General features: G+C 73.0%; 18 protein-coding genes. All 18 read right to left on the reverse strand.

Annotated elements, in window-relative coordinates:
• Nucleotides 1–120: 120 nt before the first annotated feature.
• The 18 genes from ACZ6JT_RS03080 to ACZ6JT_RS03165 all read right to left on the reverse strand — a co-directional run bounded on the left by ACZ6JT_RS03080 (nucleotide 121) and on the right by ACZ6JT_RS03165 (nucleotide 26,912).
• The gene (locus tag ACZ6JT_RS03080; protein WP_469206578.1) at nucleotides 121–2,001 is read right to left on the reverse strand and encodes a non-ribosomal peptide synthetase; all 1,881 of its coding nucleotides are present in this window, start codon (nucleotides 1,999–2,001) and stop codon (nucleotides 121–123) included.
• A gap of 326 nt (nucleotides 2,002–2,327) precedes the next feature.
• Nucleotides 2,328–3,035: a thioesterase II family protein gene (locus ACZ6JT_RS03085; protein ID WP_469206580.1), complete on the reverse strand. Its 708-nt coding sequence runs from the start codon at nucleotides 3,033–3,035 to the stop codon at nucleotides 2,328–2,330.
• Nucleotides 3,036–3,116: 81 nt separating this feature from the next.
• Nucleotides 3,117–3,848, reverse strand: a complete 732-nt coding sequence (locus ACZ6JT_RS03090; protein WP_469206582.1) for a 4'-phosphopantetheinyl transferase family protein — start codon at nucleotides 3,846–3,848, stop codon at nucleotides 3,117–3,119.
• Nucleotides 3,845–4,819: a nucleoside-diphosphate kinase gene (locus ACZ6JT_RS03095; protein WP_469206584.1), complete on the reverse strand. Its 975-nt coding sequence runs from the start codon at nucleotides 4,817–4,819 to the stop codon at nucleotides 3,845–3,847. Before ACZ6JT_RS03095 ends, ACZ6JT_RS03090 begins: the two co-directional genes overlap by 4 nt.
• 18 nt (nucleotides 4,820–4,837) lie before the next feature.
• Nucleotides 4,838–5,782: a phosphoenolpyruvate carboxykinase (ATP) gene (locus ACZ6JT_RS03100; protein WP_469206586.1), complete on the reverse strand. Its 945-nt coding sequence runs from the start codon at nucleotides 5,780–5,782 to the stop codon at nucleotides 4,838–4,840.
• Nucleotides 5,783–5,785: 3 nt separating this feature from the next.
• The gene (gene pepN, locus ACZ6JT_RS03105; protein WP_469206589.1) at nucleotides 5,786–8,404 is read right to left on the reverse strand and encodes an aminopeptidase N; all 2,619 of its coding nucleotides are present in this window, start codon (nucleotides 8,402–8,404) and stop codon (nucleotides 5,786–5,788) included.
• A 3-nt stretch (nucleotides 8,405–8,407) separates the two neighbouring features.
• Nucleotides 8,408–9,145 (reverse strand): tyrosine-protein phosphatase, encoded by a 738-nt coding sequence (locus ACZ6JT_RS03110; RefSeq protein ID WP_469206591.1) that lies wholly within the window; start codon nucleotides 9,143–9,145, stop codon nucleotides 8,408–8,410.
• Nucleotides 9,142–9,645, reverse strand: a complete 504-nt coding sequence (locus ACZ6JT_RS03115) for a CYTH domain-containing protein (protein WP_469206593.1) — start codon at nucleotides 9,643–9,645, stop codon at nucleotides 9,142–9,144. Before ACZ6JT_RS03115 ends, ACZ6JT_RS03110 begins: the two co-directional genes overlap by 4 nt.
• The gene (locus ACZ6JT_RS03120; protein WP_469206595.1) at nucleotides 9,642–11,195 is read right to left on the reverse strand and encodes an amino acid adenylation domain-containing protein; all 1,554 of its coding nucleotides are present in this window, start codon (nucleotides 11,193–11,195) and stop codon (nucleotides 9,642–9,644) included. The genes ACZ6JT_RS03115 and ACZ6JT_RS03120 overlap by 4 nt, the downstream gene beginning before the upstream one ends.
• An 11-nt stretch (nucleotides 11,196–11,206) precedes the next feature.
• Nucleotides 11,207–13,285, reverse strand: coding sequence for an HAD-IIIC family phosphatase (locus ACZ6JT_RS03125; RefSeq protein WP_469206597.1), 2,079 nt, complete (start codon nucleotides 13,283–13,285; stop codon nucleotides 11,207–11,209).
• A gap of 2 nt (nucleotides 13,286–13,287) precedes the next feature.
• Nucleotides 13,288–14,274: a 3-oxoacyl-[acyl-carrier-protein] synthase III C-terminal domain-containing protein gene (locus ACZ6JT_RS03130; RefSeq protein WP_469206599.1), complete on the reverse strand. Its 987-nt coding sequence runs from the start codon at nucleotides 14,272–14,274 to the stop codon at nucleotides 13,288–13,290.
• Nucleotides 14,271–15,380: an acyl-CoA dehydrogenase family protein gene (locus ACZ6JT_RS03135; protein ID WP_469206601.1), complete on the reverse strand. Its 1,110-nt coding sequence runs from the start codon at nucleotides 15,378–15,380 to the stop codon at nucleotides 14,271–14,273. The genes ACZ6JT_RS03130 and ACZ6JT_RS03135 overlap by 4 nt, the downstream gene beginning before the upstream one ends.
• Entirely contained in the window at nucleotides 15,377–15,676 is a 300-nt protein-coding gene (locus tag ACZ6JT_RS03140) for an acyl carrier protein (protein ID WP_469206603.1), read from the reverse strand. The genes ACZ6JT_RS03135 and ACZ6JT_RS03140 overlap by 4 nt, the downstream gene beginning before the upstream one ends.
• Nucleotides 15,677–15,725: 49 nt before the next feature.
• Nucleotides 15,726–16,598, reverse strand: a complete 873-nt coding sequence (locus ACZ6JT_RS03145) for a 3-hydroxyacyl-CoA dehydrogenase family protein (RefSeq protein ID WP_469206605.1) — start codon at nucleotides 16,596–16,598, stop codon at nucleotides 15,726–15,728.
• Nucleotides 16,591–20,100, reverse strand: a complete 3,510-nt coding sequence (locus tag ACZ6JT_RS03150) for a thioester reductase domain-containing protein (RefSeq protein ID WP_469206607.1) — start codon at nucleotides 20,098–20,100, stop codon at nucleotides 16,591–16,593. Before ACZ6JT_RS03150 ends, ACZ6JT_RS03145 begins: the two co-directional genes overlap by 8 nt.
• Entirely contained in the window at nucleotides 20,097–20,420 is a 324-nt protein-coding gene (locus ACZ6JT_RS03155) for an acyl carrier protein (RefSeq protein ID WP_030716811.1), read from the reverse strand. Before ACZ6JT_RS03155 ends, ACZ6JT_RS03150 begins: the two co-directional genes overlap by 4 nt.
• The gene (locus ACZ6JT_RS03160; RefSeq protein WP_469206610.1) at nucleotides 20,417–25,045 is read right to left on the reverse strand and encodes an amino acid adenylation domain-containing protein; all 4,629 of its coding nucleotides are present in this window, start codon (nucleotides 25,043–25,045) and stop codon (nucleotides 20,417–20,419) included. Before ACZ6JT_RS03160 ends, ACZ6JT_RS03155 begins: the two co-directional genes overlap by 4 nt.
• Complete coding sequence (locus tag ACZ6JT_RS03165; protein WP_469206612.1) at nucleotides 25,038–26,912, reverse strand: non-ribosomal peptide synthetase; 1,875 nt, start codon at nucleotides 26,910–26,912, stop codon at nucleotides 25,038–25,040. The genes ACZ6JT_RS03160 and ACZ6JT_RS03165 overlap by 8 nt, the downstream gene beginning before the upstream one ends.
• Nucleotides 26,913–26,937 lie beyond the last annotated feature (25 nt).

Consider the following 26,937-nt stretch of genomic DNA (forward strand, 5'->3'; position numbering starts at 1 on the left):
GCCGCGATCCCCGCCGTCCTGCGCTTGCTGCCCCTGCGTACTGCACGCACGTTGTTCCACCCATTCCTCAGGCCGCCCCGTGGCGGCTGGAGTTCGTACTCGGCGTCCGACGACCGTCGTTCAGCGGTCGGCGGCCGCACCCACCGAGGTCGCGGCCAAGGCCCGCACGCGCTCGACGAAGTCGCCGAGCCGCGGTGCTTCGAACAGGGCGCGCGCGCCGATCTGCGCACCGATCTCCGTGCGCGTGCGGCGGATGACCTTCGAGACCAGCAGGGAATGCCCGCCGAGGTCGAAGAAGTCGTCCCCGAGGCCGACTTCGGGGACTCCGAGCTCCTCGGCCCAGATGCCCGCCACGGCCGCCTGCAGGGAATCGCCCCGGGGGGCGTCCTGCGCGGCGGGGACCGCGGTGCGGGAGGCCTCGCGGGCCTGCTCGAGCAGGGCCTTGCGGTCGACCTTGCCGTTGGGCGTCAGCGGCATGGAGTCCACGACGCGCAGGTCGTTGGGAACCATGTGGCCGGGCAGCCGCTCGGTCAGGAACGCCCGCAGGCCGTCCGTGCCCGGGCCGCCGGGGCGTACGGTCGCCCATGCCAGCAGCCGGGATCCCACCGAGTTGCCGGTGTCGGTCGCGACGCAGGCGTCGACGACGTCCGGGTGGGCCTTCAGCGCCGCACCGACCTCGCCCAGTTCGACGCGGTAGCCGCGGACCTTCACCTGCTCGTCGCGCCGCCCCACGTAGAAGAGCCGGCCGTCGGCGTCCGCTCGGGCGAGATCGCCGCTGAGGTAGGTCCGCCGCTGGTCGTCGGGACCCCAGGGCGCCGTGCGGAAGCTGCGTGCGGTGGCCTCGTCGTCGCCGAAGTACCCGCGCGCCAGGCCGGGCCCGGAGATCCAGATCTCGCCGACCTCGCCCACGGGGGTCGGTGCGCCGTCCTCGTCCCGCAGCGACACGTCCAGGTCGGGGAGCGGCACCCCGATGGGGCTGCTCGCGCCGGCGGCGGCGTCCTGCGCCGTGATGGGGCAGTACGTGACGTGGACCGTCGTCTCGGTGATCCCGTACATGTTCACCACGCGCGGCTGCTCGTCGCCCCGGCGGGCGAACCATCCGCTCAGGGTGGCCGGGTCGAGGCGTTCGCCTCCGAGCACGATCAGCCGCAGACGGTCGAGGCGGGCCGGCCGCAACTCGTCGGCGCCGGTCAGCGCGGCCAGGGCCGAGGGGGTCTGGCTCAGTACCGTGACGCCTTCGCGGTCCATCAGGTCGAGCAGCTCGTCGGGGGCGCGGGCCTCGTCGTCCTCGACGACGACGAGACGGCCGCCGAACAGCAGCGCCCCCCACATCTCCCACACGGAGAAGTCGAACGCGTAGGAGTGCAGCATCGTCCAGACGTCCTCGGCGCCGAGGTCGTAGATCGCCGACGACTCGGTCATCAGCCGCGTGACGTTGCGGTGCGTGATCTTCACGCCCTTGGGCGTGCCGGTCGAGCCCGACGTGAACATCACGTAGGCGAGGTCGTCGGGGGCGACCTCGACGCTCAGCGCCGGAAGGTCCGAGTCCGCGGCGTCGCCGACGAGGACGAACGATCCGCTGTGCCACGCCTTGGCCCGAACGACGAGTTCGTCGTCGGTCACGACCACGCCCGCCCCGACCCGCTCGGCGAGGCTCGCGTGGCGGGTGTCGGGGTACCGGGGGTCGAGCGGCACGTAGGCGGCGCCCGCCATCAGCACGCCGAGGATCGCGGGGATGACCAGGCGGCGCTGGACGAGCACCGGAACGAGGTCACCGGGGCGCACGCCCGCCGCGACCAGACGCGCGGCCAGGCGTCCTGCCAGGTCGTGCAGTTCCTCGTAGGTCATGGAGGTTCCACCGGCGGTGAGCGCGGTGGCCCGGGGGCTCCCCGCGGCCTGACGGGCGAACCACGTGTGCAGCGTGTCCGCGGATGCCTCGGGCTTCGCCGTTGGACGCGCTAGGTCGTTGACTTCCGGCACAGTTTCCCCCAGAGATTGCATTTAACCTGACTTCGGATTGCAGAAGATAATAGACGAACTTCATCGTGTCACCGCGAGCAATTACGCTCGGCTCAGGACGGTTCGTCCCATTCTTTCGACGTTATTCGACGTCCGTCCGCCGCGTTGCGAGAGGGGCACACCGCACCAACAGGCAGTATGCACCAGCGACTTCAGCCGGAGAGACACACCCTTCGGTCCCATACGGCAATTTCGCCATTCATTCACAGTCGAACGCGTGTAGTTTACAACCTGATGCTGCCGCACTATGAGCCGGACCCATTGGCATTCGCCTCCGGAAAGGTGAACTCGTCGGGCGGATCCGGACATCAGCCGGCGGGTTCGGCGATCGCGGCGAAGCGGCGCTCGACCGCCTCGACGTACTGCCGCCTGTTGCCGGGGTCGAAGAGGGCGAAGTGGCCGCCGGCGAAGACGTGCACCTCGCACCCCGCGGCCGAGTGGGCGCCCCACCCCGCCAGCACCTCCTGGTCGACCAGCCGGTCCTCCCGTCCGCACAGGACGGTGATGGGCGCGTCGATGCGCATGCCCCTGCTCCGCTCGGCGCTCTCCCTGCCGAGCCTGAGGTCCGCGCGCAGGTTGTCCAGGAGGGCCGTGCGCCATGCCGTGTCCGCCAGGATCGCGGACGGCATGTCCCCGCCGAGTTCGAGCAGCCGCAGGACGTCCTCGTCGTCGGAGTCCTCGGAGAGCCAGCCGATGCCGTCGCGCGGCTCCTGCCCTGACGCGATCAGACCGACGCAGTGCTCGCCGAGGGCGTGCGCGAGGTGGAGGCCGAGCGTCGCGCCCAGACTGTGACCGAGTATCACGGTGGGCAGTTCGGGCAGACGGATCGCCTCGAGGCTGGTGAGGACCTCGTCCAGGGTGGCGCCGGGCGGCTCGGTCCGGCGGCGCTCCCGGCCCGGGAGAGTGAGCCCGAGTATCTCCACGTCGTCGGGGAGGTCACCGAACAGCCGCAGGTAGCGGTTGGGGCCCCCGCCGGAGTGCGGCACGACGAGGAGCCGGGCCCGGGGTACCGGCACGGGCTCCCCGTACGGTCGCAGCCGTGACCACCATGGCGGCTGGGCGGTCGTTGGAACACGCACTGTGGGGGCCTTCCTGGATCAGATGTGGTGGGGATGGACGGCGACGGCGACGGCGGCGGCCATGTCGTCCTCTTCGAGGGGAACGTCGGCGATCCGCCAGCCCGGCGGGGCGGCCGGCTCCGGTGTCGCGCCGACGTAGTCCTGCGACAGCGGACGCGAGAGACCGGTTCCGATGCCCTTCAGGTAGGCCTCCTTCCGGCACCAGGTGCGGGTGAAGGCCCGTGGCAGCTCGGACCCCGGGAGCGCGCCCAGCTCGGCGCGCTCGGTGGGGTGCAGGGACCCGACGAGCGGCGCCGCGGCCTCGGCGGCCGCGGTCCTCTCCACGTCCACGCCCACGGGTGTGGCGGCCACCGCGATGAGTCCCAGGTGCTCGCTGTGGCTCAGGGAGAAGTGCAGCGGATCGCCCGACACGCCCGGCCGGCCGTGCGGTTCGCCGCAGCCCGGGCAGTCCCGGCGGGTGAACGGCACGGCGGCCGGTGCCACATCGAGGAGACGGCCGAGGACGAGCCGCAGCGCGAAGTGGGTGACCGCGTACGTGTCCCTGTCCTCGCTGCGGCGGAACCGGGCGGCCCGGGCCCGCTCCTCCTCGCTGAGCACCGCCGCCAGGGCGCCTTCCCACTCCCCCGCCAGGTCCTCGGCGTGCACCAGGAACAGGGCGGGAGAGGGTTCCGGTCCCGCTACCGGGACGGGACCCCCTGGCTGCGGTGCGATGGTGTCTCCCGGGGAGAGCCGCACGACGGACGGGATCACGTCAGCCAGGAGTCCGGTGCCGGGTTGCCGATCACCTTGATGGCGCCGGGCTCGTCCTCCTGGATGTGGCTGGCGCCCACGATGGCGAGGTCCCAGACGTCCAGCTTGAGCTCGAGCGAGGCGAGGACACCGGCGAACTCCCGCCACGGCAGCAGTTCACCGCGCTCCGCACCCGCCAGCCACGCCCGGATCCGCCCCGCGGGCTCCGCGAGGTCGGGACGCTCGGCCGCGCGCTCCGCGACCTGCTCGTCGATGCGCCGCGCGGCGGCCGCACGGTCGAGGGTGACCCCGCCGAACTCGCCGGAGTGCAGCACGCGGTCGAGGAGCTCCTCGTCCGCCGGGGACGGGACGCCTTCCGCCAGCCGGCCGAGCAGCCGGTGGCGCGGTGCGGGATCCATCAGCAGGTTGAGCTCGCGGACCAGGTCGGCCGGCTCGTCGGCGCAGTGGATCATGCTGCACAGCCGGTTGGGCCGCTTCAGGAGGCTGCGCAGGCTGTCCGCGGCCTGCTGCGAGATGTCCGCCTTCCCCTTGAGCGAGCTGAGGTGGACGGTCGCGGGGACGGCGTGGCCGCCGTGGCTGCGCAGGAGCAGCATCAGGGTCGGGCCGGCCTGCAGCACGATGTCGTTGACGGCGAGGCGGTCCAGCGAGGCCAGCGTGTGCTGGTGTCGCCAGAGTTCACGGCCCGTGTGCCGGTTGAAGTGGAACATCTCCGCGCCGACGACGCTGAAGTCGTGGCCGGCGAGGAAGTCCAGGATGACCTTGAGCTTCCCGGTGGCCATGCCGTCGGGCTTGACCAGCATCAGCGCGGAGCGGTGCAGGACCTCGTCCCGCCGGTCGCCGAAGGCCTCCCGGCACTCGCTCAACCCCTCGCGGAAACAGGTGTCGAGCTCGTAGTGGTACGCCTTGACCGGCATACGCGTGAGGGTGCTCCAGTTCGTGGGGCCCATGTCGCCTATCACTCTCTCGTTCATGGTGGTGCGGGTCCGGTGTCAGCCGTGCAGCAGTGCTGCCAGGCGTTCGAAGTTGGTGTCCAGGTCGGTGGAGAGGCCGAACTGGAGGACTGTCATGTCCGAGAGCCGCGCGCGCAGGTCGCTCTCCACCTGCTCCAGCACGGCGGGGTCGTCCTTGCCCGCCGCGAAGTCGCTGCGGCACAGGTCGAGTACCGCGTCGACGTCCAGTGGCCGGACCGTCCGGTGCTCCCGGGTCAGTACGAGCAGGGCCCGGGGGCGTACGGCGGGCCGCAACCGGCTCTCGTAGAGGGCGGGCCATTCGATGCGCTTCTTGTCGCGGGCGGGGACCTGCGCGGCCGGCGCGTCGGCGAGCTCCGGCCGGCTCTTGATCAGGGCCGGGTCGAGGTAGGCACAGCGGGGGTACCCCCAGAACCGGCCCTCCGTGTCGTCGATGTGCCGCATCATGGCGTCCTCGCCGGCGAAGTCCGCGCCCTTGAAGAGGCCCCATGCGGTGAAGGTCGACTTGCCGACACCGCTGTCCGCGGTCACCAGGGCGGCGCGGCCGTCGACGGACAGCGCGCCGGCGTGCAGCCCGTAGTGCCGGTCGGAGCGGAGGGTGAGGACGAGGAAGGCCTTCTCGACGAGCCAGCGGCCCCACACGACGGGGTTGTCGAGGTCGGAGCGGGCCAGTGTGACCCGCACCGTCCAGTGCGCGGGGGTGATCTCCGCCCGGGAGCTTCCGGTGTCGAGGACGACCACGTCCGAGGTGTCCCAGTGCTCCGGGAAGTAGGGCGGCGGCACGGGTTCGCGGTCCGTGTCGGTCACCTCGACGGACAGGTGCACGGTCTGCGGCGTCCAGGACGACCGGGGCACGTCGCCGGTGCGCAGCGGGGCACCGAAGAGCCGGCCCACCACGCCCTCGGCTTCCGGGGGCGCCGTGCAGGCGACCCGGTACCCGTAGAACTCGTAAAGGTCTTCTCGCATGCGCTATCCCCTCCGGGCGCGGTCGGTGGCCTGTGCGCGCAGGGCGCGCCCGGCGTCGTCGTACTGCTCGAGGACCAGGCGACGCAGCGCGGGCGGGGCCGCGGCATGGCGCTCCAGCCAGGCTTCGGCCCGGTCGAGCGCGGAGGGGTCCGCGACCGCCGGGTAGAGACCGAGGACGATCTGCTTGGCCATCTCGTGGCTCCTGGTCTCCCACACGCCGAGGAGCGCTTCGAAGTACCGGTCGGTGTACGGCGCCGGCAGGGCGGGGTCGAGGGTCTCGGCGAAGCCCGCGATGACCGCCCGCTGGAGCTGGTTGGGCAGGTCGCCGCGGTCCACCACGGCCGCCCAGGCGGCTGCCTTGGCCGCCGCGTCGGGCCGGGCGGCACGGGCCGTCGCCGCGTGGCACTCGCCGGCGGGGGTGGGGTCACGGCGCTCCTCGGCCGCGATGCCGTCCTCGTCGAGGCGTCCGGCGGCGGCCAGGCGCACCACGATCGCCCAGCGCACCTCGGCGTCCACGGCGAGTCCGGGAACCGGGGTCGCGCCGTCGAGGAGCGCGGCGAGCAGGTCGAGGTGCGCGTCGGTGCGGGCGGCCGTGACGAAGGCCCGCGTCCAGGCGAGTTGGTGGTCACTGCCGTGCTCGGCCGCGCGCAGCTGTTCGAGGGCCGCGGCGGCCCAGTCGGCTGTGAGGCGCCCCCGCTCGGCGGGGTCGGTGTAGTGGTTCAGGGCCTGCAGGACCTGGCGGTGCAGTGTCTCCACGACACCGATGTCGCTCTCCGAGCCGATCGCCGAGAGCACCAGGCTCAGGTAGTCCCGGGCGGCCAGCTCTCCGTCCCGCGTCATGTCCCACGTCGCGGCCCAGCACAGGGCGCGGGGCAGCGGGTCGGCGAAGGAGCCGAGGTGCCGCGTCAGAGCGCGCAGGGACACCTCGTCGAAGCGGACCTTGGCGTAGCTGAGGTCGTCGTCGTTCAGCAGCACCACGTCGGGGCGGGGGCGCCCCACCATGTCGGGTACGTCCGTGTACGCGGCGGCGGCGACGTCCAGTTCCGTGCGGTGCGTGCGCCGCTGCCGCCCGTCCGCCCCGTCCAGCGTGTAGGAGCCCACCGCGATGCGGTGCGGGCGCAGCGTCGCCTCGCCCGGGACGCCGGGCGGCAGGTCCGGTGCCTCCTGGTGGATCCGGAAGGCGGTGATGACGCCGTCCGCGTCCGTCTCGATCTCGGGCCGCAGCACGTTGATCCCCGCGGTCTCCAGCCACTGCTTCGACCAGGTGCCGAGGTCGCGCCCGGAGGCCTCCTCCAGCGCCCCCAGCAGGTCCGTCAGCCGCGTGTTGCCGTAGGCGTGGGCGGCGAAGTAGGCGCGTACTCCCTCGAAGAAGGCGTCCATGCCGACGTAGGCGACCAGCTGCTTCAGGACGGAGGCGCCCTTGGCGTAGGTGATGCCGTCGAAGTTGACGAGGACGTCGTCGAGGTCGCGGATCTCCGCCACCACGGGGTGGGTGGAGGGCAGCTGGTCCTGGCGGTACGCCTTGGCCTTCTGGTGGTTGGCGAACGTCGTCCACGCGTCGGCCCACCGCGGATCGGGCCCGAGCGCCTGGCAGGCGAAGGAACTGTAGGTGGCGAAGGACTCGTTGAGCCAGAGATCGCTCCACCACGCCATGGTGACGAGATCGCCGAACCACATGTGGCTGAGCTCGTGGAGGATCGTCGCGGCCCGCTTGCGGTGGGCCGCCTCGGTGGCCCGCGAGCGGAAGACGTACTTCTCGTGGAACGTGACGGCGGCCGCGTTCTCCATGGCTCCCGCGTTGAAGCCCGGGACGAAGATCTGGTCGTACTTCTCGAAGGGGTAGGGGTGGCCGAACCGGTCCTCGAACCAGTCGAAGCCCTGCCGCGTCACCGCGAGGATCTCGTCGGGGTCGAGGTGTTCGGCCAGGCTCTTCCTGCAGTAGAGGCCGAGCGGGATGGTGCGCTCGCCGCGCCGGTGCTCCGCCCGCACGGCGTGGTAGGGGCCGGCCACGAGGGAGACGACGTAGGTGGAGAGCCTGGGTGTGCGCCCGAACGACCACACCGTGGCGGCTCCCTGGCGCCCGTCCCGGGGCGCGTCGGTGGCCTCCGCGACGGTGACGGCGGCCGAGTTGGAGACCACCGTCCAGTCGGCGGGCGCGGTCACGGTGAAGCCGAACCGCGCCTTCAGATCCGGCTGGTCGAAGCAGGCGAAGACCCGCCGGGCGTCAGCGACCTCGAACTGGGAGTAGAGGTAGACGCTGCCGTCGACCGGGTCGGTGAAGCGGTGCAGCCCCTCGCCGGTGTTCGTGTACGCGCAGTCCGCCACCACCCGCACCTCGTTGCGGCCGGCGACGAGGTGCGAGAGCTCGATCCGGCTGTCCCGGAAGACCCGGTCCGCGGCCAGGGCGCGGCCGTTGACCACGACCTCCCGCACCGCGGGGGCCCGCAGGTCGAGGAAGAGCGGCGCGTGCGGGTCGGCGCAGTCGAAGCCGATCTGCGTGACGGAGGGGAAGGTGGCGGAGCCGGCGGCCTCACGCAGGTCGAGCGTGATGTCGTACGTGTCCACGGTGACCGCGTGGGAGCGGTGTTCGGCCTCCTGGGCCGTCAGGTTCGTCCCGGGCATGCTTCAGGCGTCCCCGCCGGTGAGGAGCCGCGACCGCAGCCGCTCGACCGTCACGTCCGTGACCCCGACCCGGTCCTTGAGGTAGCCGTGCACGGATCCGTAGCGGGATTCGAGGTCGGCCAGGACCAGCTCCATGATCTCAGCGGGGGCGCGTCCGTAGCCCGGCCACTTCATGACCCGGTCGGGGTTGGCGGTGTGCCAGTCCGCGAGCAGCCGCTCCGTGGCCAGCTCCGTCAGCTCGAAGTCCGCGAGCACGTCCTTGCGGTCCACTCCCAGCAGGGTGAGGACGAACACCCCGATGAGCCCGGTGCGGTCCTTGCCCGACGTGCAGTGGAAGACGACCGGGCCGGGGGCCTCGGCGATCTGTTCCAGGACCTGGCGGATCTCCTCGGCGCCGTCCTCGGTGACCTCCGCGAAGCGGTCGGCGAGGTAGCGCCACGGGTCGACGTCGGGGGAGATCTCCGCCTGGTCGTACGGCTGGTGCTCGATGCTCAGGTTGACGTAGTGGAAGCGCTCGGCCTCGGGCACCCGGCCCTTGGACTCGATCTCCCAGGGATAGCGCAGGTCGATGACGGTCCGCACGCCGAGCTCCAGGAAGCGCTCCCAGTCGGCCCCCTGCAGCTTGCCGAGCGAGTCGGCCCGGTAGAGCGTCCGCCAGGCGACGGTCCTGCCGTCGGCCGCGGTGTAGCCGCCCAGGTCACGGAAGTTGTGCAGTCGCTCGAACGCAACGTGCCGGTTCATCGGGTCTCTCCTTGTTCGTCGGGCACCGCGCGGGCCGAAGCCGCGAGTACACGGTTGCTCCAGGCCGGGCTTCCGGTCACTTCCTCGCCGAACCAGTCGGGCGGCCGGAAGCTCCTGGCCTCTTCCAGACTGTCGAACTCGACCTCGACCACGCGCAGTCCGGCCAGGGCCCCGTCGTACTCGTCGACGGTCGCCATGTGGTGCTCCAGGGGAACGTTCCAGCGGTACTTGCTCAGGCAGTCGCCTGCGGCCAGCTCCCAGAGCTGCGTGAAGACCGCGTCGTCGATCTCGAACTCGACCTCCTGGCGCACCATGGCGCCCGAGGCGGCGTCGAAGGTCTTCACCGTCATGAGGCGGGCGTCCCGCTTGGACCTGACCCGGAACTCCACGGCGGCTCCCTGCGGCGACAGGTAGGCCTGGCGCAGCTGCTCCCCTGTCGTACCCGGGGGCACCTGCCACCCGTCCGCCACCGTGAACTTGCGCTCGATCTCCAGACTCATCGCACGACCACCCGCAGCGCGCTGTCGGTGGCGAGCCGTGCCCGGTCCAGCTTCCCCGACGGGGCGAGCGGCATCTCCGAGACCACCACGAGCCGGTTGGGCAGCATGTGCGCGGGCAGCCGCGTGCGGCACGCCTCGCGCAGCCGCGCGGTGAGCTGCTCGGTCGCCGTCCGGTCCGGGGCGAGGGCCACATAGGCGACGAGGAGCGACTCGCCGCCCGCGGTCTCCTCGGTCAGGACGACCGCGTCGAGGACGTCCGACTCGGCTCGCAGGGCCGCCTCGACCTCGCCGAGTTCGACGCGGAACCCGCGCAGGCTGATCTGCCGGTCGTTGCGGCCGAGGTACTCGTACGTGCCGTCGGACAGCCGCCGGGCGACATCGCCCGTGCGGTACCAGGTGCGCGTCTCGTCGTCGCCGGCCAGCTTGAGCCGGGGGAACCGCTCCGCCGTCAGGTCCGGCCGCCGGAAGTACCCGTCGGCGAGCCCCTGGCCCGCGATGTACACCTCGCCCGGCTCGCCCTCGGGCACCGGCTGCCCCTCCGGGGTCAGCACGGCCATCCGGTGGTGCGCGAGCGGCTCACCGATCCAGGTGCCGGAACCGTCGGACGCCACCCGGTCCTCGGTGAGCGCGCCGAAGGTGGTGTGGACGGTCGTCTCGGTGATGCCGTACATGTTGACCAACGTCTCGGCGCCCGGACGCAGCTGCATCCACCTGCGCACGGACATGGGGTCCAGCTGCTCGCCGCCGAAGACCACGTAGCGCAGGGAGAGCGGGAGGGGCGCGCGCTCGTACGCCTTCGGCATGTACTTGAAGAAGCTGGGGACCGCGTTGAGCACCGTGACCCGTTGCTCGGCGAGGAGTTCGAGGAACGCCGCGGGACGACGGGCGGTCTCCGGCGGCACGATCACGAGCCGGCCGCCGAAGAGCAGGCTGCCCCAGATCTCCCATACGGAGAAGTCGAAGCTGTAGCTGAAGTACTGCGTCCACGTGTCGTCGGGACCGAACTCGAACGGGCCGTCCGAGCAGGACCTGAACAGTTCGAGGACCGCGCTCTCGGGGACGGCCACCCCCTTGGGCCGGCCCGTCGACCCCGACGTGTAGATCACGTAGACCGGGGTGCCCTCGGGCCTCGTCAGGGGCTCGGCGGCCGCGGCCGCGTCACCGGCCGAGCGCGCCACCCGGTCGAAGCCGGCGGGCAGCGCGGCGTTGTCCGGCGCCGAGATCACCGCGCGCACGCCGCTGTTCTCCACCATGAAGGCGAGCCGGTCCGCCGGGTACGAGGGGTCCAGCGGAACGTAGCCGCAGCCGTGGCCGAGGACGCCGAGGATCGCCGCGACGACCTCCCAGCCCCGTTCGAGGCTGATGCCCACCAGGTCCCCGGGTCGTACGCCGTGCAGCGCGAGGCCGGCGCGGTACTCCCGCGCCGCGGTCTCGAGTTCGCGGTACGTGATGTCGAGCGGGCCGTCCGTGATCGCCACGGCGTCGGGGCGCTGGGCGGCCTGCCCGGCGAACACCTCGTAGAGGGAGGTGGCCTGCTTCAGCTCGTGCATGGTTCTCCCCGTCACTCGGCGGACTTCGTCGGCAGGGCGACGAGGGCCGCGTGCAGCCTGTCGTAGCTCTCGTCCAGGTCGTCGGAGACCTCGAACTCCCACAGCGGCAGTCCCGCCAGGAGCTGCCTGAGGTCCTCCTCCACCGCGGCGACGCCTTCGGCACTCTTCGCGGTGGCGTAGTCCTCGCGGCAGCGGTCGAGGGCCTCCTCGATGTCCAGCTCGCGCGGTGCACCGCCCTCGCCCCTGACCAGGAAGACCAGGCAGGAGGGACGGGCCCACGACAGCAGCCGGTCCTCCAGCGCCGCGGGCACGGTGACGCGGCACTTGGCGCCGTTCTCGATCGGCGCGGCGGTCGCGTCCTGGAGCGCGGTGCTGCGGGCGATCATCTCGGGGCTCAGGTACAGGGCGCGCGGGTAGCCCCACAGCACGCGGCCGGGCTCGTCCATGTTCCTGGCCAGGATGTCCTCGCCGACCAGGCGGGCCCCGCGGTGCAGCGCCCAGTACGTGAACGTCGACTTGCCCACGCCCGCGGCGGCCGTCAGGACGGCGACCCGTCCTTCGGCCTCGACGGCCCCCGCGTGCAGCGGGTAGCTGCGCGGGGAGCGGCAGACGAGGTACAGGAAGAGGCGCTCGAGGATCCACCTGCCCCACACGGCGGAGCTCTCCAGGTCGGTCCGGGCCAGGACGAGTTCCCCCGAGGCGCTCGTCGGGTCGAACACGCAGCGGGAGCTGACCGTGTCGATCACGATGGGGTCGCCCGTCATCACGTCGAGGTTGTGCGGCGGGTTGACGGCTTCGCCGGCGGGACCGTCCTGCACCGAGAAACCGAGCCGCACGGTGCGGTTGTGGGCCCCGGTCAGGGCGTCGTCGGCCACGGCCGGGCCGAAGAAGTCCCGTACCACGCCGCTCGCGGCGACGTCGTACGAGCATTCCACGCGGTAGCCGTAGCACTCGTGCACGGAGTGGATCCGCTCCGCGCCGAGCGTCGGGGCAGTGACCCGCATGGTGGTCGAGACGTCCTGCGCGGTGGGGACGAGGTGGAGCCGCTGGATGCCGGCTTGCGCGCCGTCGGCCGTGTCGGATCCGGCTGCCGGTCCGCAGTCCGGGCACGGCTGCTGGGTGAACCCGGCGAACCGGTAGGCCACTTCCATGATCCGGTTGCGGTCGGTGGCGCGGAAGTCGGCGGTCAGGTGCACGCCGGCGCGGTGTGCCTGTGCCATGAGCCAGCGCAGGATCGTCGCGCCGGTGCCGAAGGAGACCACGCGGCAGGACGTGGCCAGGAGCTTGAGGCGCCAGCTCTCCCGGCCGCGCTCCAGCAGCATGACGCCGACGGCGCCGTGGCTGCCGAAGCGGTCGGTCAGGCTCATGACGAGGACGTCGTGGTCCGGGTCGGCGAGCAGGGCGCGCAGGTCGGCGTCCGAGTAGTGCACGCCGGTCGCGTTCATCTGGCTCGTGCGCAGCGTCAGCTCTTCGACCCGTGCCAGATGCTCGTCGCCCGCGTGCTCGATGACCAGGCGCAGGTCGAGGGACTTGAGGAACTCCTCGCTGGAGCCGACGTGTTCCTGCTCGGCCCGCTCGCGCTGGAAGCCCGCCTGGTACATCGCACGGCGGTTCGCCGCGTCCTGGGTGACATGGGCGGGGCTGAACTCGGGCAGCCGCGTCAGCTCCGTGGCGCGCTCCGCCGCGTAGGTCCGCACGGCGGGCAGCTCATGGGTCACCTCGGCGCGCTCGGTCGGCTGGTCGTCGATGAAGGCGACGACGGACTCGGCGAACTGGAGCCGGCTCGCGATGGTGCGGACGGAGTCCGACTTGCGGCCCCAGCCGATCTGCGGGAGGACGAAGTACTCGGCCATCCCGAGCTTCTCCAGCCGCTCCCAGGCGAGGTCGTGGTCGTTGCGGCTGGCGACGGACTGCAGGATGCCCCGCGCGTCCAGCTCCACCACGGTGCGCCGGATCTCCTCGGGCAGCTCGACCTCTTCGTCTTCGAGGATCGTGCCGCGCCACAGGGTGTTGTCCAGGTCCCAGACCAGACACTTGACCAGGGGCTGGTCGGCTTCGGCCGGCGTCGGCCCGGCTGCGGATTGCGACATGGTCAGATCTCCCAGAGTGTGGCGGCCCAGGCGGCGACCGGGCTGTTGTTCAGGACGAGCACGTGATCGCCGTGCCGCAGTCCGCCCTCGGCGAGCAGCAGTTGCAGGTTGAGCACGACGTCCATCGCCCCCAGGTGGCCGAACTCCGTGAGATGGCGTCGGCAGACGGGGTGGATGGGGAGGCCGAGCAGGGTCTCGTAGAAGTCGAACGCCCCCGAGGTGACGTTCTGCATCAGCGTCGCGGCGACGTCCTGCTTGCCGATCCCCGCGTCGGCGAGCACTTCGTCGACCAGGCGGCCCAGGCGCTGCCGGCTGTGCAGGGCCAGCTCGAACCGGTAGCGGTCCGCCGACTGGCACTCCTCCCGCCACTCGTACCAGGGGGCGGACTTGTAGTCGACGCGGAAGAGGTCGTGGAAGGTGCCGTCGCTCTCCATGCGGTGGGCCCGCAGGACCGGACGGCCACCGCGCACCATGGTCATGGCGTACGCGCCATCCCCGATGACGGTGACCGGGTAGCGCACCCGGTCGGCCCCCGTGGGGCGGCTGGCGTGGGCGATCACCGCGCTGTCGCGGCCCGGGTCCGCCGCGATCAGGTCGCGGGCCAGCGCCCACGCCGCGCTGGACCCGGTGCAGCCGAGGCCGTCCACGGTGAAGGAGAAGGTACCGGTCAGACCGGCCTCCGCCTGCACCTGGCCGACGTCCGAACCGAGCAGCACGTCCGGGGAGCGGGGGCTGACCAGGATGAGCAGATCCGGGTGGTCGGTTTCGGCCAGGCCGAGCCCGCGCACGGCCTCGGCCGCGAGGCCCGCGGTGGCGCGCCCCTCGAACACGCCTACGGTCTCCACGCCCGAGCCGCGGGCGAACTCGGCCTCCTCGTGGCCGAGCAGACCCGTCTCGGGCAGGTCGGCCACCTTGGTCCGTTCGTCCGGCAGCAGGCAGTGGATGGCACCCAGGCCGATCTCGTCGCCGTAACCGTCACGCTTCGTCATGCCCACACCGTCATTGCCTCGTCAGCCAGGAGCAGCTGGCTGATCTCGTTGCTTCCTTCGATGATTTCCATCAGCTTGGCGTCCCGGAACGCGCGGGCCACCACGTGCGAGGAGCTGGCTCCCGCCGACGCGAGCACCTGCACGGCGCTGGCCGCGCCGCGCGCCGCGTGCCCGGCGGCCACGTGCTTGGCGAGCACGGCCGCCGACGTGTGCTGCGGCCGCCTGGCGTCCCAGTCCGCGCTGGCGCGCTCACAGGCGTGGGTCGCGGTGCGCTCGCCCACGTGCAGCTCGGCGATGTGACGCCGGATCAGCTGGTGCTGCGCGAGCGGGCTGCCGAAGGTCTCCCGCCGGGCGCTGTGTCGTACGACCTCGCGCAGGCAGGCCCGCAGCATGCCGACGCAACCCCAGGCCACGGAGATGCGCCCGTGGGTCAGCGGCGAGGTCGCCAGCATGGTCACCGGCATCCCCGCACCGCCGAGCAGGTACTCCGCGGGCAGCCGCACGCCGCTGAGGCGCACGGTGGAGTGCCCGGCGGCACGGCAGCCGAGCGGGTCGGGGACGCGCTCGACGCTCACCCCGGGGGCGTCGGCCGGGACCACGGCCATGGCCGCCCCGTTGCCGTACCGGCCGAAGACCACGAGCAGGGACGCGTAGTGGGCGCCCGTCACCCAGGTCTTCACGCCGTCGACGACGATCGAATCGCCGTCCCGGGTGATCTCGGTGGCCATCGCGGCCAGGTCGCTGCCGGCCCCCGGCTCGCTGAAGGCCACTCCCGCGCTCTCGCCGGAGGTGAGGCGCGGCAGGAAGTCCGCCTGCTGCTCGGCCGATCCGAACCGGGACACGGTCCAGGCGGCGATGCCCTGCGAGGTCATGATGCTGCGCAGGGAACTGCACGCCTCGCCCGTGGCGGCGATCAGCCGCCCGTTGTCGAGACTGCTCAGGCCGAGGCCGCCGAAGTGCTCGGGGACGTCGGCGCAGAGCACGCCCTTGGCGCCCAGCTCACGGATCACCTCGCGAGGCAGTTCGGCGCGGCGGTCCCACTCCTCGGCCTCGCCCTCGGCGAGCCCGGTGGCGAGGACGGCCGCCTGCTCCATCGCCTCGTTCACGAACGGGCCCCGTCCCGTAGCCGCTCGACGAGCGCCACCATGGCCCGCACGCTCCGGAAGTTGTCCATGCGCAGCTCGTCCCCCTGGACCGCCACGCCGTACGCCGTCTCCACGTGGACGACCAGTTCGAGGGAGAACAGGGAGGTGATCGCCCCGGAGGCGAACAGGTCGGTGTCGGGGGCCACCGGCACCTTCACGCGGCCCTCCAGGAAGGAGAGCAGCGCGGCCTCGATCTCGGCGGCGGTCGGCTGGGCGGAAGAGGTGGTGGACACGGTGATCAGGGGCCTCTCGGTCATGGGTCCCGAAGGGACGGCGGTGGTCGGGTCGGGGTCCGGACGGGTCGGGTCAGGGTGTGTACGCATAGAAGCCACGCCCCGTCTTGCGTCCGAAGTCACCCGCGGCGACCTTGCTGAGCAGCAGGTCGCACGGCGCGTACCCGGCGTCGCCGGTGCGCTCGTGGAGTACCCGCAGACTGTCGACGACGTTGTCGAGGCCGATCAGGTCCGCGGTGGCGAGCGGGCCCGTCGTGTGGCCGAGGCAGCCCTGGAACAGGGAGTCGACGCCTTCGTGGGAGGCGATGCCCTCCTCGACGATCCGGGCGGACTCGTTGATCATCCGCTGGAGGATCCGGTTGATCACGAAGCCGGGGCCGTCTCCCACCACGATCGACTCCCGGTCGAGGGCGGTGAGCAGTGCCAGGGCCCGGCCGAGCGCCTCCTCGGAGGTGCGCGGCCCTCGGATCACCTCGACGGTGCGGATCAGGTACGGCGGGTTCATGAAGTGCGCGCCGAGGACGTCGGCCGGGCGGGCGGTGTGCCCGGCGAGCTCGTCGACCGGGATGCCGGAGGTGTTGGTCACCACCGGCGTGCCGGGAGCCACCAGTGCGGACACCTCGCCGAGGACCTTGGCCTTGACCTCCGGGAGTTCCACCACGGCCTCCACCACGACGGTGGCGTCCCTCACCTCGTCGAGGGAGGTGGTGGTCACCAGGCGGGGGTGCGTCGTGTCACGCGGCAGCTTGCCGAGGAGCTGCCCCTGGCGGATGCGCAGCGGCACCTCCCGGGCGGCCCGTTCCAGCGCGGCGGCGTCCACGTCGACGAGGACCACCGGAATGCCGTGGCCGAGGGCCAGCGCGGCGATTCCCACGCCCATGACCCCCGCGCCCAGCACGGCGAGCAGGTCGGTCTGCTGTCGTTCCGTCACGTCTTCCTCACTCATTTCGATCGGGTCCGGGTGCGCCACGGCTCCCGAGTAGTTCCAGATAGGCCGGGTCCTTGCCGGCGAGGTGCCGCAGGGCCGTGCGCAGCAGCTCCCCGCTGGGCTCCGGGCTGTGGCCGCTCTCGGCCAGCCAGGGGCGCCAGGCCACGGCTTCGACGGCGCTGTCGCCGCTCTCGTGTCCTGCGAGGTCGTAGAGCGCCATGCTGCTCAGCACCTCGTTGTCGCAGGCGCGGGCGCGCTCGACCACCGCGGAGAGCCAGTCGGACCGGCTCAGCGGCTCGGTGGGCAGTCCGCTCTCGCCGAGCAGGGCGAACAGCCGCTGCGCGCTGACCCCTTCGGGCGCCACGAGGTGGAAGGCCCGCCCCGCCGCACCGGGCGTGAACGCGAGGTCGACGACGGCCCGCGAGACGAGGTCGACGGGGGCCATCGGCATCGGCCGGTCGTCCAGCGGATGCGCGCCCGTGGCGAGGCCGGCGGCCAGCATGCGCCAGAGCATGTCCTTCGGGTTGCAGGCGCCGGTGACGGTCGAGCCGAGGATGAGGCCGGGCCGGAACACGCGTACGCGCATGCCGTCCGTCTCGGCGCGCTCCAGGAGCCGCTCGCAGACCCACTTGCCGACGCCGTAGCCGCCCGCTGCCGGGTCGAGCGGCTGCTCCCTCGTCTCCAGGGTCCGCCCGTCGGCGCCCAGCGCGGCTCCCGTCGCCGCCAGCGAGGAGACGAAGTTGAACTCCCGTACGCCGTGGCGCCGCGCCCAGCGCAGCAGACCGAGGGTGGGGAGGACGTTGTCGTCGCGCAGTTCGCTGTAGGGCTCGGTGAAGACCACCCGGGCGGCGCAGTGCACGATGTGCCCGACCCGGCGCGTCAGTTCGCCGTCGCGGTACTCGTCACAGACCTTTTCGACGTCGCGCAGGTCGCCGGTCACCACCCGTACCCGCTCCGGGTCGGGTTCGGGCAGCCCGTACGAGGCCGCGGCCTCCCGCAGGCGGCGTGCGCCGTCGGCTTCGCCGTCCGCACGCACCAGGCAGTACACGCGGCGCTGCGTCGCGGCGAGGTGCTGGTGCAGGAGGAACGCGCCGAGGAAGCCGGTGGCTCCGGTGAGGAAGACGTCGGTTCCCGGGGCGGTGGCGGATGACGCCTCTCCCAGGGACAGCCCGAGGTCGGCGTCGACGAGTGCGCCCTCGCCGTCCGCGATCTCCCCGTCGGTGTCCTCCCCGTCGGCGGGCGTCGCGTCCTTGGCCTTCAGCCCGGCGCGCACGGTGGCCGCGAGCTTGCGCACGGTGGCCCGGCTGCCCCCGACGCGGTGCAGGTTGACCAGGACGCCGAGGCGCGCGTGGACCTCCAGCCCCATCTTCACCGACAGCAGGGAGGTCCCGCCCAGCGTGCCGAACTCGTCGTCGAGGCCGATGTCCGGGGTGCCGAACAGCTCGGCCCAGATGGCGAGGAGCGTCTGCTCCGTCACGTCGGCGTCCGTCGCACGGCCTTCGGCCGCCGGTGCGCCGGTGCCCGCCGCGGTGGCGGGGGCGGAGACGGCCCGTACGTCGATGCGGTCGAGGGCCCAGTAGCGGCGCCGCTCGTAGGGGTAGGTGGGCAGGGCGAGCCGCCGTCCGCGGGCGCCCCGCGCGAGGTACGCCCAGTCGACCTCGGCGCCGTGCAGCCACGCCGTGGTGACGGCCTCGTCGAGGGCGTCCGGGTCCGGCACGCCCTGCGGGCCGAGCACGAGCAGGTGGGCGCCGGCCGGGGCGTCATCGGCGGACAGCCACAGGACGTGGGTGTGCGGCGCCGGATCGGCGGGCGCCTGCCTGACCACGTCGGCCCGGCCGTTGAAGGCCTTCACCAAGTGGTCGAGGAGCGCCTTGGCCGGTACGGCCTCCCCGCGCTCCGGCGCGACCAGGACGACCTTGCCCGGCGTGGCCCGCACGGTCCGCGCATGCGGCGGACGGGGCAGCCGCAGGGCGGCGGCGAGCCGGTCCGGGGCGGCCGTCACGACCCGGCGCTCGGCGAAGGAGCGGCGGCCGACCCGCAGGGTGTGGGCCACGTCTCCGGCGGGGGCGCCGGCGTCCAGGCTGTCGGCCAGCAGGCGTGACAGCGCGTCCAGTTCGGTGCGCGTGCGCGCGGACAGGACCAGACGCGTCCGGTCGGCGGGCTCGGCCGCGGGGCGGGTGGGAGCGGGCGGCGGGGCGAGCACCACGGTGGCGTTGGTGCCGCCGAGGCCCATCGAGTTGACCAGGACGTGCCAGCCGTCGGCTTCGCCGTCGTCGATCGGCGACGGCTCCCTCGGGATCCGGAAGGGGCTGTCGGCGAGGACGCCCGGGTCCCGGGGGTGCTCGAAGGACGGGTGCGGCGGTACGACACCGGTGTGCGCGACCTGTACGGCCTTGATGAACCCGGCGATTCCCGCGGCCCAGCCGGCATGCCCGATGTTGGCCTTCACGGAGCCGAGGGCGCACCCGCCGGGGCTCGGCTGCGGGGTGCCCGCGCTCTCGGCGGCGGTACGGAACCCCTCGGTGAGGCCGCGGAGTTCGAGGCTGTCGCCCAGCTGGGTACCGGAGCCGTGGGCTTCGACGTACCGCACCGTGTGCGGAGCCGTGTCCGCCACCGCGAGCGCCCCGGCGACGACCCCGGCGAGCCCCGTGGAGCTGGGCGCCGTGAAGCCGGAGCGCTGGGACCCGTCGTTGCCGACCGCGCTGCCGCGCACCACGGCGAGCACGGTGTCGCCGTCGGCGAGCGCGTCGTCGAGGCGGCGGAGCACCACGGCTCCCGCCCCCGCGCCCGCGGCGGTGCCGGTGGAGCGGGCGTCGAACGGGCGGCAGTGCCCGTCCTCGGACATCACGCCGCCGGGCTGGTAGTGGTAGCCGACCAGCGGGTCGCTGACGGCCGCGCCGCCGACGACGGCCAGGTCGCACTCGCCGGACAGCAGGCTGAGGACGGCGTAGTGCACTCCGGTGAGGGAGGACGAGCACGCCGTCTGGACGCCGACCGAGGGGCCGCGCAGGCCCAGCTTGTACGCGACGCGCGAGGCCAGGAAGTCAGGTGCCCCGCCGAGGGTGAGGTCCAGGTCGTCGACCGCGGCCGCGAGGCCGCCCTCACGCAGCTTGGCCGCCTGCAGGGCCACGGTGTAGGGGCTCGGGCCGCCGCTGGCGAAGACGCCGACGACCGGTCCCGTACCGGACTCGCCGGGTGCGTGCCCCGCGGACTCCAGGGCCTCCCAGCAGACTTCGAGGAAGAGCCGCTGGCCGGGGTCGATGCTTTCGGCTTCGGCCGGGGAGTAGCCGAAGAACTCGGCGGCGAACAGTTCCACGTCGGGGACGGTCGCGGCCACCGGGACGAAGTTCGGGTCGTTCAGCTCGGCGTCGGACAGGCCGGTGGCCCGCAGTCTCTCCTCGGACTGGGCTCGCGTGGACACGACCCCCGACATCAGGTTGTTCCAGTACGCCCCGGTGTCGGGGCCGTCGGGGAATCGGCAGCCCAGCCCGACCACCGCGATGTCCGTCGTACGGCTCATGCCCGGTCCTCCACGGTCTCGGAACGGTTGCGGCCGAGCAGCTGGGACCGGGCGCGCGCGCCGAGGCCCGCGTCGACCGCGGCGCCGGCGGCGGCGTCGGGTCCCGCGGCGAGCAGGGCGGCCTGTGCACGGATGGTGGGATGGTCGAAGAGGTCTTCAAGGGCGATCTCGCGCATCGCCAGTTCCTCCAAGTGCTCCTGGAGTACCATGACGAGCAGTGAATGGCCGCCCGCGTCGAAGAAGTTGACGTCGGTGTCCTGGACCTCGGTGCCCAGCACCGTGCTCCAGATCCGTCGTATGTCCTCCGTCGGGTCCGTCACGGCTGTATTTCTCCAGTCTCCGGACCCTGTTCGGGCCGGTCGGCGTGCGCGCCCTGGGGCGCCGGGGTCAAATCGTTCAGGACTCGGAAGTCCGGATGCGTGGCCAGCAGGTCGGCGGCACGCGCCAGGTCGCCCAGCAGGGCTTCCACGGTCGTGCGGTCGAACAGGGCCGTGGAATAGGACAGTTCGAGCTCGATGTGGTCGTCGGTGTCCCGCAGCATCAGTTCCAGCTCGTACTTGATGCGCAGTCCGGGCGGCGTCGCCTGCCGGGCCTCCGTCCCCGGCCCGAGGTCGGGCACGGCGGCCGGACCCGACGCGGCGGTCACGAGGACCGGGGTGACGGGCGGGCGGCCGAGGCCGCGGCCGGGGTCGAGGCCGGCGACGATCTCCTCGAAGGGGACGTCCGCGTACTGGTAGCTCGCCAGGCTCTCCTTCCGTACGGAGGCCAGGAGTTGACGCCAGGTCGGGTCGTCCGTCAGGTCGACCCGCAGCACCAGCGTCCTGATCAGCATGGCGACCGCCTCGGTTGCCGCGGCGCTCTCGCGCCCGGCCCAGGGGAAGGCGAAGAGGAAGTCACGCTGGCCGCCGGGCCGCGCGAGTGCCGCGGCCAGCAGGGCGGGCGCCGCCATCGACGTGGTGACGCCCGCGCCGGCGAGGACCTCGCGCAGCCGGGCGCTGGTGGCCCCGGACAGCCGGACGGCGCAGCTGTCCGCCGCGGTGTCCTGCACGGACGGGCGCTCGCGGTCGCGCGGGAGCTCGATGTCGGTGGGCGCTCCGCGCAGCCGTTCCAGCAACGCCTCGACACGGGCCGCGCGTTGGTCGGCGCCGAGTGCGGCCCAGCCGTCGGGCAGCGTGGCGGGGTGGACCGCCGGGGGCAGGTCGGGCCTGACACCGGCCAGGGCCGCCCGGTACGCCTCGCCCAGCTGCCGCATCAGGAGCTGCTGGGCCCAGCCGTCGGCGACGATGTGGTGGCACACCAGGACCAGGACGGTCCGGTCGCCGAGCGCGGCGATCTCCGCGCGGGCCGGAGCGTCCGTGGCGAGGTCGAACGGCGTCCAGCACATCTCCTTCAGGTGCTCCGCGAACCGTTCGTCGCCGCACCCGGTCCAGTCGCTCAGGCGGACCTCGGGGGCGTCGGCGTCGGTCGTGTAGAAGACCTGCCTGCTGTCGCGGTCCAGGGCGAACCTGGAGCGCAGCGCCGGGTGGTGCCCGAGGACGTGGGTCAGGGCCTGGGCCAGGGCCCGGCGGTCGACCGGGCCGGTGAACTCCACGACGGTGGGCGCCAGATAGGCGGTGCGCTGGCTGGCGAGCCGGTCCAGGAAGACCATGCGCTGCTGGATCGGGGTCGCCGGGTGGCGGCCGTCCCGCGGCGTCGGTGCCGCACCGTCGTGCGGCTTCCCGGGTGCGGTCTCCCGCAGCCGGGCGAGGCCGTCCACGGTCGGCTGGGCGAGGAAGGCCCCGAGCGCCGGCGCGGCGCCGTCCTCGCGCTCGATGGCGGCCAGCATGCGCACGGCCAGCAGCGAGTGCCCGCCCAGCGCGAAGAAGTCGTCGTCGGGGGCGAGCGAACCCGCCCGGAGCGCCTCCGCGGAGGCGCCGAGGCGGCCGTCGGCCCCCAGCGCGGACAGGAACTGCTCACTCGCCCACCGCTGCGCCGGGTCCAGCTCGGCGGTCCGTCGCTCGGCGCGGGGCAGCGGTACGTCCCGCAGCGCGCGCAGCGCCCGGAAGTCGATCTTGTCGTTCGGGGTCATCGGCAGGGCGTCCACCGCGTGGACCGCGCCGGGCAGGACCGCCGCGGGCAGCCAGCGCAGCAGCGGCCCGACCAGCTCGTCATGGTTCGGTGCCGCGCCGGGGTCGGCGAGGACGACGTACGCGACGAGGCGTTCCGGGTCGTCCTCGTCGACGGTGACCGCGGCGGACAGCACCGCTTCGTGCTGCTCCTCGAGGAGTGCGGCGACCTCGGCGGGTTCGATCCGGTTGCCGAGGATCTTGACCTGGTCGTCGGCGCGGCCCAGGTACTCGATCAGCCCGTCGCCGCGGACCACGACGCGGTCCCCGGTCCGGTACATCCGGGCGTCCGGCTCGTCCGCCGGGGCGAACGGGTCCGCGAGGAAGGCCGCGGCGGTGAGGTCGGGGCGGCCGAGATAGCCCCGGGACACGCCGTGCCCCGCGAGGTAGAGCTCGCCGGGCACGCCGGGCGGCAGCTCCTCCCCCGCGGGCCCGAGCACGTAGGCGCGGGTGTTCCACACGGGTGAGCCGATCGGCGGCGCCTGCGGGTCGTCCGGGTCCACCGACGCCGACAGGCTGGTGCACGAGACCTCGGTGGGCCCGTAGACGTTGCGCAGGGACACCTGCCAGCGGCGTGCGCACTCCGCGGCGAGGGCACGGGTGAGCTTCTCGCCGCCGAGGTGGATCAGCCGCAGCGAGGACCCGGGGTGCCCGGCGCCCGCGGTGTCCGTGTCTTCGGCGTCCAGCGCGGCGCGCAGCAGGCCGGGCGTCATGGACACCACGGTGCTGGTGCGCAGGAGGCGGAGCAGGGCCCGGCCGTCCTTGCGCTCGACGTCGTCGGCGTAGACCAGTTCCGCGCCCGAGACGAGCGCGCGGAAGGTCTCGAAGGTCGCCGGGTCGAACGAGGTGCCCACGACGCACAGCAGCCTGTCGTCCGGCCCCAGTCCGGCGTCATCGGCCCACCACAGCACGGTGTTGGCGAGTCCGCGGTGCGGGACGGGGACGCCCTTGGGCCGGCCCGTGGTGCCCGAGGTGTAGATGACCACGGCGGTGTCGTCGCCGGTGAGGGCGGGAGACCGGCGTTCGCCCCGGGGGCCGTGCCGGAGCCCTTCCACGTCGATGACGCGTACGTCGGTGTTCACCCGCCGGAGCGCCGCGGCTCCGGCCGCGTCGGCGAGGACGACCCGGGCGTCCAGGTCGCCGAGTACGTGCTCCAGGCGCTCCACGGGCGTGTCCAGGTTCAGCGGGACGTAGGCGCTGCCCGCGCGCAGGGTGCCGAGCCAGCCCGCCACGAGGGCGGGGCCGCGTGCGGCGAGCACGGGGACGACGCCGCCGGGCCCGCCTGCGCCTTCGGAGCCGAGGCGCGCGGCGACCGACCAGGACCAGTCGTCGAGCTCACCCCTGCTGAGCCGGGTGTCGCCCACGCTGACGGCGGTGGCGTGCGGGTCTTCGGCCAGCCGGAAGGCGAGCACGCCGAGCAGTGTCTGGTCGGCGGGCGGTTCGTTCCTGCTGAGGTCCTTGCGGGGTCCGGTGAAAACGCCCGGGATGGCGGCGCCCGGAGCCCTGCCGGACAGCGGGAGCGCGGCCAGCACGGTCTCCGGGGCGCGCACGGCTGCGGCGAGGAGTGCGAGATAGGCGTCCCGGAAGCGCTCGGCGGTCTCTTCGGAGCAGAGCGCGAGGTCGTACTCGATGGTGCCGACGACCCCGTCGGCGCGCTGCTCGACCAGGAGGAGCAGGTCGTACCGGGCGGTGCCGGTGGGCAGCAGTTCCGGCTGCTCCCAGCGGTGGTGGCCCGACGCGCGGGGGGCCGGCATGTTCTGCAGGCCGAAGGCGACCTCCACCAGCGGGCCCCGGCCGGATCCCCGCTTGGCGGCCGTCAGTGCCGTGAGCCGGTCGAAGGGGAGGTCCTGGTGGGCCAGGGACCGGAAGGACTCCGTACGCGACCGCAGGCACAGCTCTTCGAACGTGATGCCGGGTGCGGGAGTGCACCGGAGCGGAACCGTGTTGACGAAGCAGCCGACCACGCCCTCCAGGGCGGGCTTCGGGCGGTTCGCCATGACGGTGCCGACGACGAAGTCCTCCGCCCCCGACCAGCGGCGCAGCACCTCCTGGAAAGCGGCGAAGAGCACGACGAAGGGGGTCGCCCGCAGCCGGGTGGCCACCTGGCCGGTCTCCTCCCACAGCTCCGCCGGCACGGGGAACGTCAGATGACCCCCCGTGCGGACGTCGTCGCCGTGCGCGCCCCGGCCGGGGAACAGCGGGGAGTCGGCGGCCTCGGCCAGCTCGTCGGCGCGTCGCGCCGCCCGGCCCTCCACGTCGCGCTGCTGCCAGGACTCGCTCTCCCACGCGGCGAAGTCGGCGTACTGGAGCGCCGGTTCGCCGGCGGGGACGCCGCCGTGGGACAGGGCCGCGTCGTACGCCTCGCGCAGGTCGTCGAAGAACGTCGCCAGGGACCAGCCGTCGAAAGCGATGTGATGGATCGTCAGTAGCATGGTGTCGCCCTCGGGCGCTCCCTGCCACAGGTGGCACCGCAGCAGCGGCCCGCTCTCCAGGTCGAAGGGGACCCGCGCGACGGCGTCGAGCTCGTCCCGACCCGGCCTGGCGTCGAGTGCGATCACCGTGACGTCCACGGCACGGGGCGGGCCCACGACCTGCACGGGCCGGCCGTCGTGCGACCGGTACGTGGTGCGCAGCGCCTCGTGGCGGGTGGTCAGATGCTGTAAGGCCCGCCGCAGGGCGGCCACGTCCACCGTCTCGCTCCAGCGGAGCAGCAGCGGCACGTTGTAGGCGGCCGTGCCCGGATGGGCCTGCTCGATGAACCACAGGCTCTGCTGCGCCGCGGACAGGGGCGCCCGGGAGGCACCGCGCCGACCGAGGACCGGGTTGCTGTGATCAGCCATTGTCGTCCCCACCCGTCCCGCTGCCGGACATCGAGCGCCGCACCACGTCGATCAGTTCGGTCAGGTCGGCCGCCAGCAGGACGTCCGCGGGGCCGAGGTCGACCGACGCGGCCTCGCTGATGCGCGACGACAGCTGGATCGCGAGGATGGAGTTGCCACCGGACCCGATGAAGTTGTCGTCGACGCGGGCGTCGGGCACGTCGAGGACCTCGCACCACAGGCGCAGGACGTCGCGAGCCACGGAGTCCGCGTCGGGAAGTCCGTCCTCGGCGGAACCGGCGGAACCGACGGGTGCCGGCTGCGGCGCTTGCGTCTCGGCACCGCCCGCCAGCAGTGCGGCACGGTCCACCTTGCCGGTGGGGCCGAGCGGCAGCCGGTCCAAAACGCTCCACCGGGCCGGAAGCATGTAGTCGGGCAGCACCTCGGCGAGGGCGGCCTGCAACTTCTCCACCACAGCCGCGTGTTCGAGACCGCCGTGTGCCGCGGCCGTCACCGCGAAGCCGACGAGCACGGCCGAGGCGCCCTCGCCGGTCTTCTCGACCACCGCGGTCTCGACGAGTCCCGAGGCGACGGCTGCCCGCTCGATCTCCTCCAGCTCGACGCGGAAGCCCCGTACCTTGACCTGCCGGTCGAGGCGCCCGAAGATCTCCAGTCGGCCGTCCCGGCCCCTGCTCACCACGTCGCCCGTGCGGTACAGCGTGCCCAGGTCCTCGGCACCGGGAACGGTGACGAACCGTTCGGCCGTGAGGTCGGGGCGGCCTTCGTAGCCGAGCGCGACGCCCGGTCCGCCGATGCACAGTTCGCCTCGCTCACCGTCCGGGACGGGGAGCAGGTCCGGTCCGAGCACGTGGAGCGTGGTGTGCTGGATGGCGTGGCCGATCGGCACCCGGTCCATGTGGTCGAGGCGCTCGGGCGTGAGGTCGTAGTACGTGGCGAAGGTGGTGACCTCCGTCGGTCCGTACACGTTGACCAGGCGCTTGGGCGGTCCGGCCGCGAGCACGCGGCGCGCCGCCTCGGGCGTGAGGGCCTCCCCGCCCACGAGGAGGGTGTCCAGGACGCCCAGGGCGGCGGGCCGCTCATGGGCGATCATGTGGAACAGCGCCGTGGTCAGGAACAGCGCGTCGACCCGCTCGGTACGCAGCAGTTCCAGCCAGCCGTCGAGGCCGGCGGCGACCACGGGCGGCAGGACCACGACGGTGGCGCGGGCGGACAGGGCCGCCCAGATCTCGAACGTGGTCGCGTCGAAGCTCGGGTTGGCGACGTTGCCCACGCGGGTGCCCGGCCCGATGGTGCAGTACGTCGGGTCGTCGACGAGGCGGCGCACGGCACGGTGGGGCACGACGACCGCCTTGGGCAGGCCGCTCGTGCCGGAGGTGAAGTTCACGTACAGCGCGTCGTCGGGTCCGCTCGCGTGACTCGGGCCCGGAGCGTCGCCCGCGTACTCACGGACCACCTCGATCACGGGCAGTCCCGGAGCCAGCGCCTGCACACGGCCGACGTCGCCGGGGGCGCCGATGACGGCGCGCGCCGCGGTGCCGGTCAGCTGCGCGGCGGAGCGTCGCGACGGCGCGCCGTTGTCCAGTGGTACGTAGCGTGCTCCCGAGCGGGCCACGGCGAGCATGGCCACCACGAGGTCCGCACTGCGGTCCAGGGCGATCCCGCAGGCGTCGCCGGGGCCGACGCCCGCGGCGGTCAGCCGCGCGGCGACGGACCCGGACAGGTTCCACAGGTCGCGGTAGGTGAGGCGGCGCCCGGTGGCCGCCTCGTGCACGGCGAGCGCGTCGGGGTGGTGCTGCGCGTGCTGTCCGATGGGATGGTGCACTCCGGCCACGTTGTCGGCCCGGGAGTAGGCATTCTGGGTGTCCATGACGAGTGGCGTCTCTTGAGAGGTC

It is taken from the genome of Streptomyces sp. NPDC046308 (assembly GCF_055588065.1).

What these genes read in the sequence shown, in the direction of transcription:
- ACZ6JT_RS03130 (WP_469206599.1), bottom strand. Translation starts at nt 14,274, where the DNA reads ATGACGAAGCGTGACGGTTACGGCGACGAGATCGGCCTGGGTGCCATC.
- ACZ6JT_RS03100 (WP_469206586.1), bottom strand. Translation starts at nt 5,782, where the DNA reads ATGCGAGAAGACCTTTACGAGTTCTACGGGTACCGGGTCGCCTGCACG.
- ACZ6JT_RS03165 (WP_469206612.1), bottom strand. Translation starts at nt 26,912, where the DNA reads ATGGACACCCAGAATGCCTACTCCCGGGCCGACAACGTGGCCGGAGTG.
- ACZ6JT_RS03160 (WP_469206610.1), bottom strand. Translation starts at nt 25,045, where the DNA reads ATGGCTGATCACAGCAACCCGGTCCTCGGTCGGCGCGGTGCCTCCCGG.
- ACZ6JT_RS03120 (WP_469206595.1), bottom strand. Translation starts at nt 11,195, where the DNA reads ATGCACGAGCTGAAGCAGGCCACCTCCCTCTACGAGGTGTTCGCCGGG.
- ACZ6JT_RS03095 (WP_469206584.1), bottom strand. Translation starts at nt 4,819, where the DNA reads ATGAACGAGAGAGTGATAGGCGACATGGGCCCCACGAACTGGAGCACC.
- ACZ6JT_RS03140 (WP_469206603.1), bottom strand. Translation starts at nt 15,676, where the DNA reads ATGACCGAGAGGCCCCTGATCACCGTGTCCACCACCTCTTCCGCCCAG.
- ACZ6JT_RS03150 (WP_469206607.1), bottom strand. Translation starts at nt 20,100, where the DNA reads ATGAGCCGTACGACGGACATCGCGGTGGTCGGGCTGGGCTGCCGATTC.
- ACZ6JT_RS03110 (WP_469206591.1), bottom strand. Translation starts at nt 9,145, where the DNA reads ATGAACCGGCACGTTGCGTTCGAGCGACTGCACAACTTCCGTGACCTG.
- ACZ6JT_RS03080 (WP_469206578.1), bottom strand. Translation starts at nt 2,001, where the DNA reads ATGCAATCTCTGGGGGAAACTGTGCCGGAAGTCAACGACCTAGCGCGT.
- ACZ6JT_RS03145 (WP_469206605.1), bottom strand. Translation starts at nt 16,598, where the DNA reads ATGAGTGAGGAAGACGTGACGGAACGACAGCAGACCGACCTGCTCGCC.
- ACZ6JT_RS03125 (WP_469206597.1), bottom strand. Translation starts at nt 13,285, where the DNA reads ATGTCGCAATCCGCAGCCGGGCCGACGCCGGCCGAAGCCGACCAGCCC.
- ACZ6JT_RS03115 (WP_469206593.1), bottom strand. Translation starts at nt 9,645, where the DNA reads ATGAGTCTGGAGATCGAGCGCAAGTTCACGGTGGCGGACGGGTGGCAG.
- pepN (WP_469206589.1), bottom strand. Translation starts at nt 8,404, where the DNA reads ATGCCCGGGACGAACCTGACGGCCCAGGAGGCCGAACACCGCTCCCAC.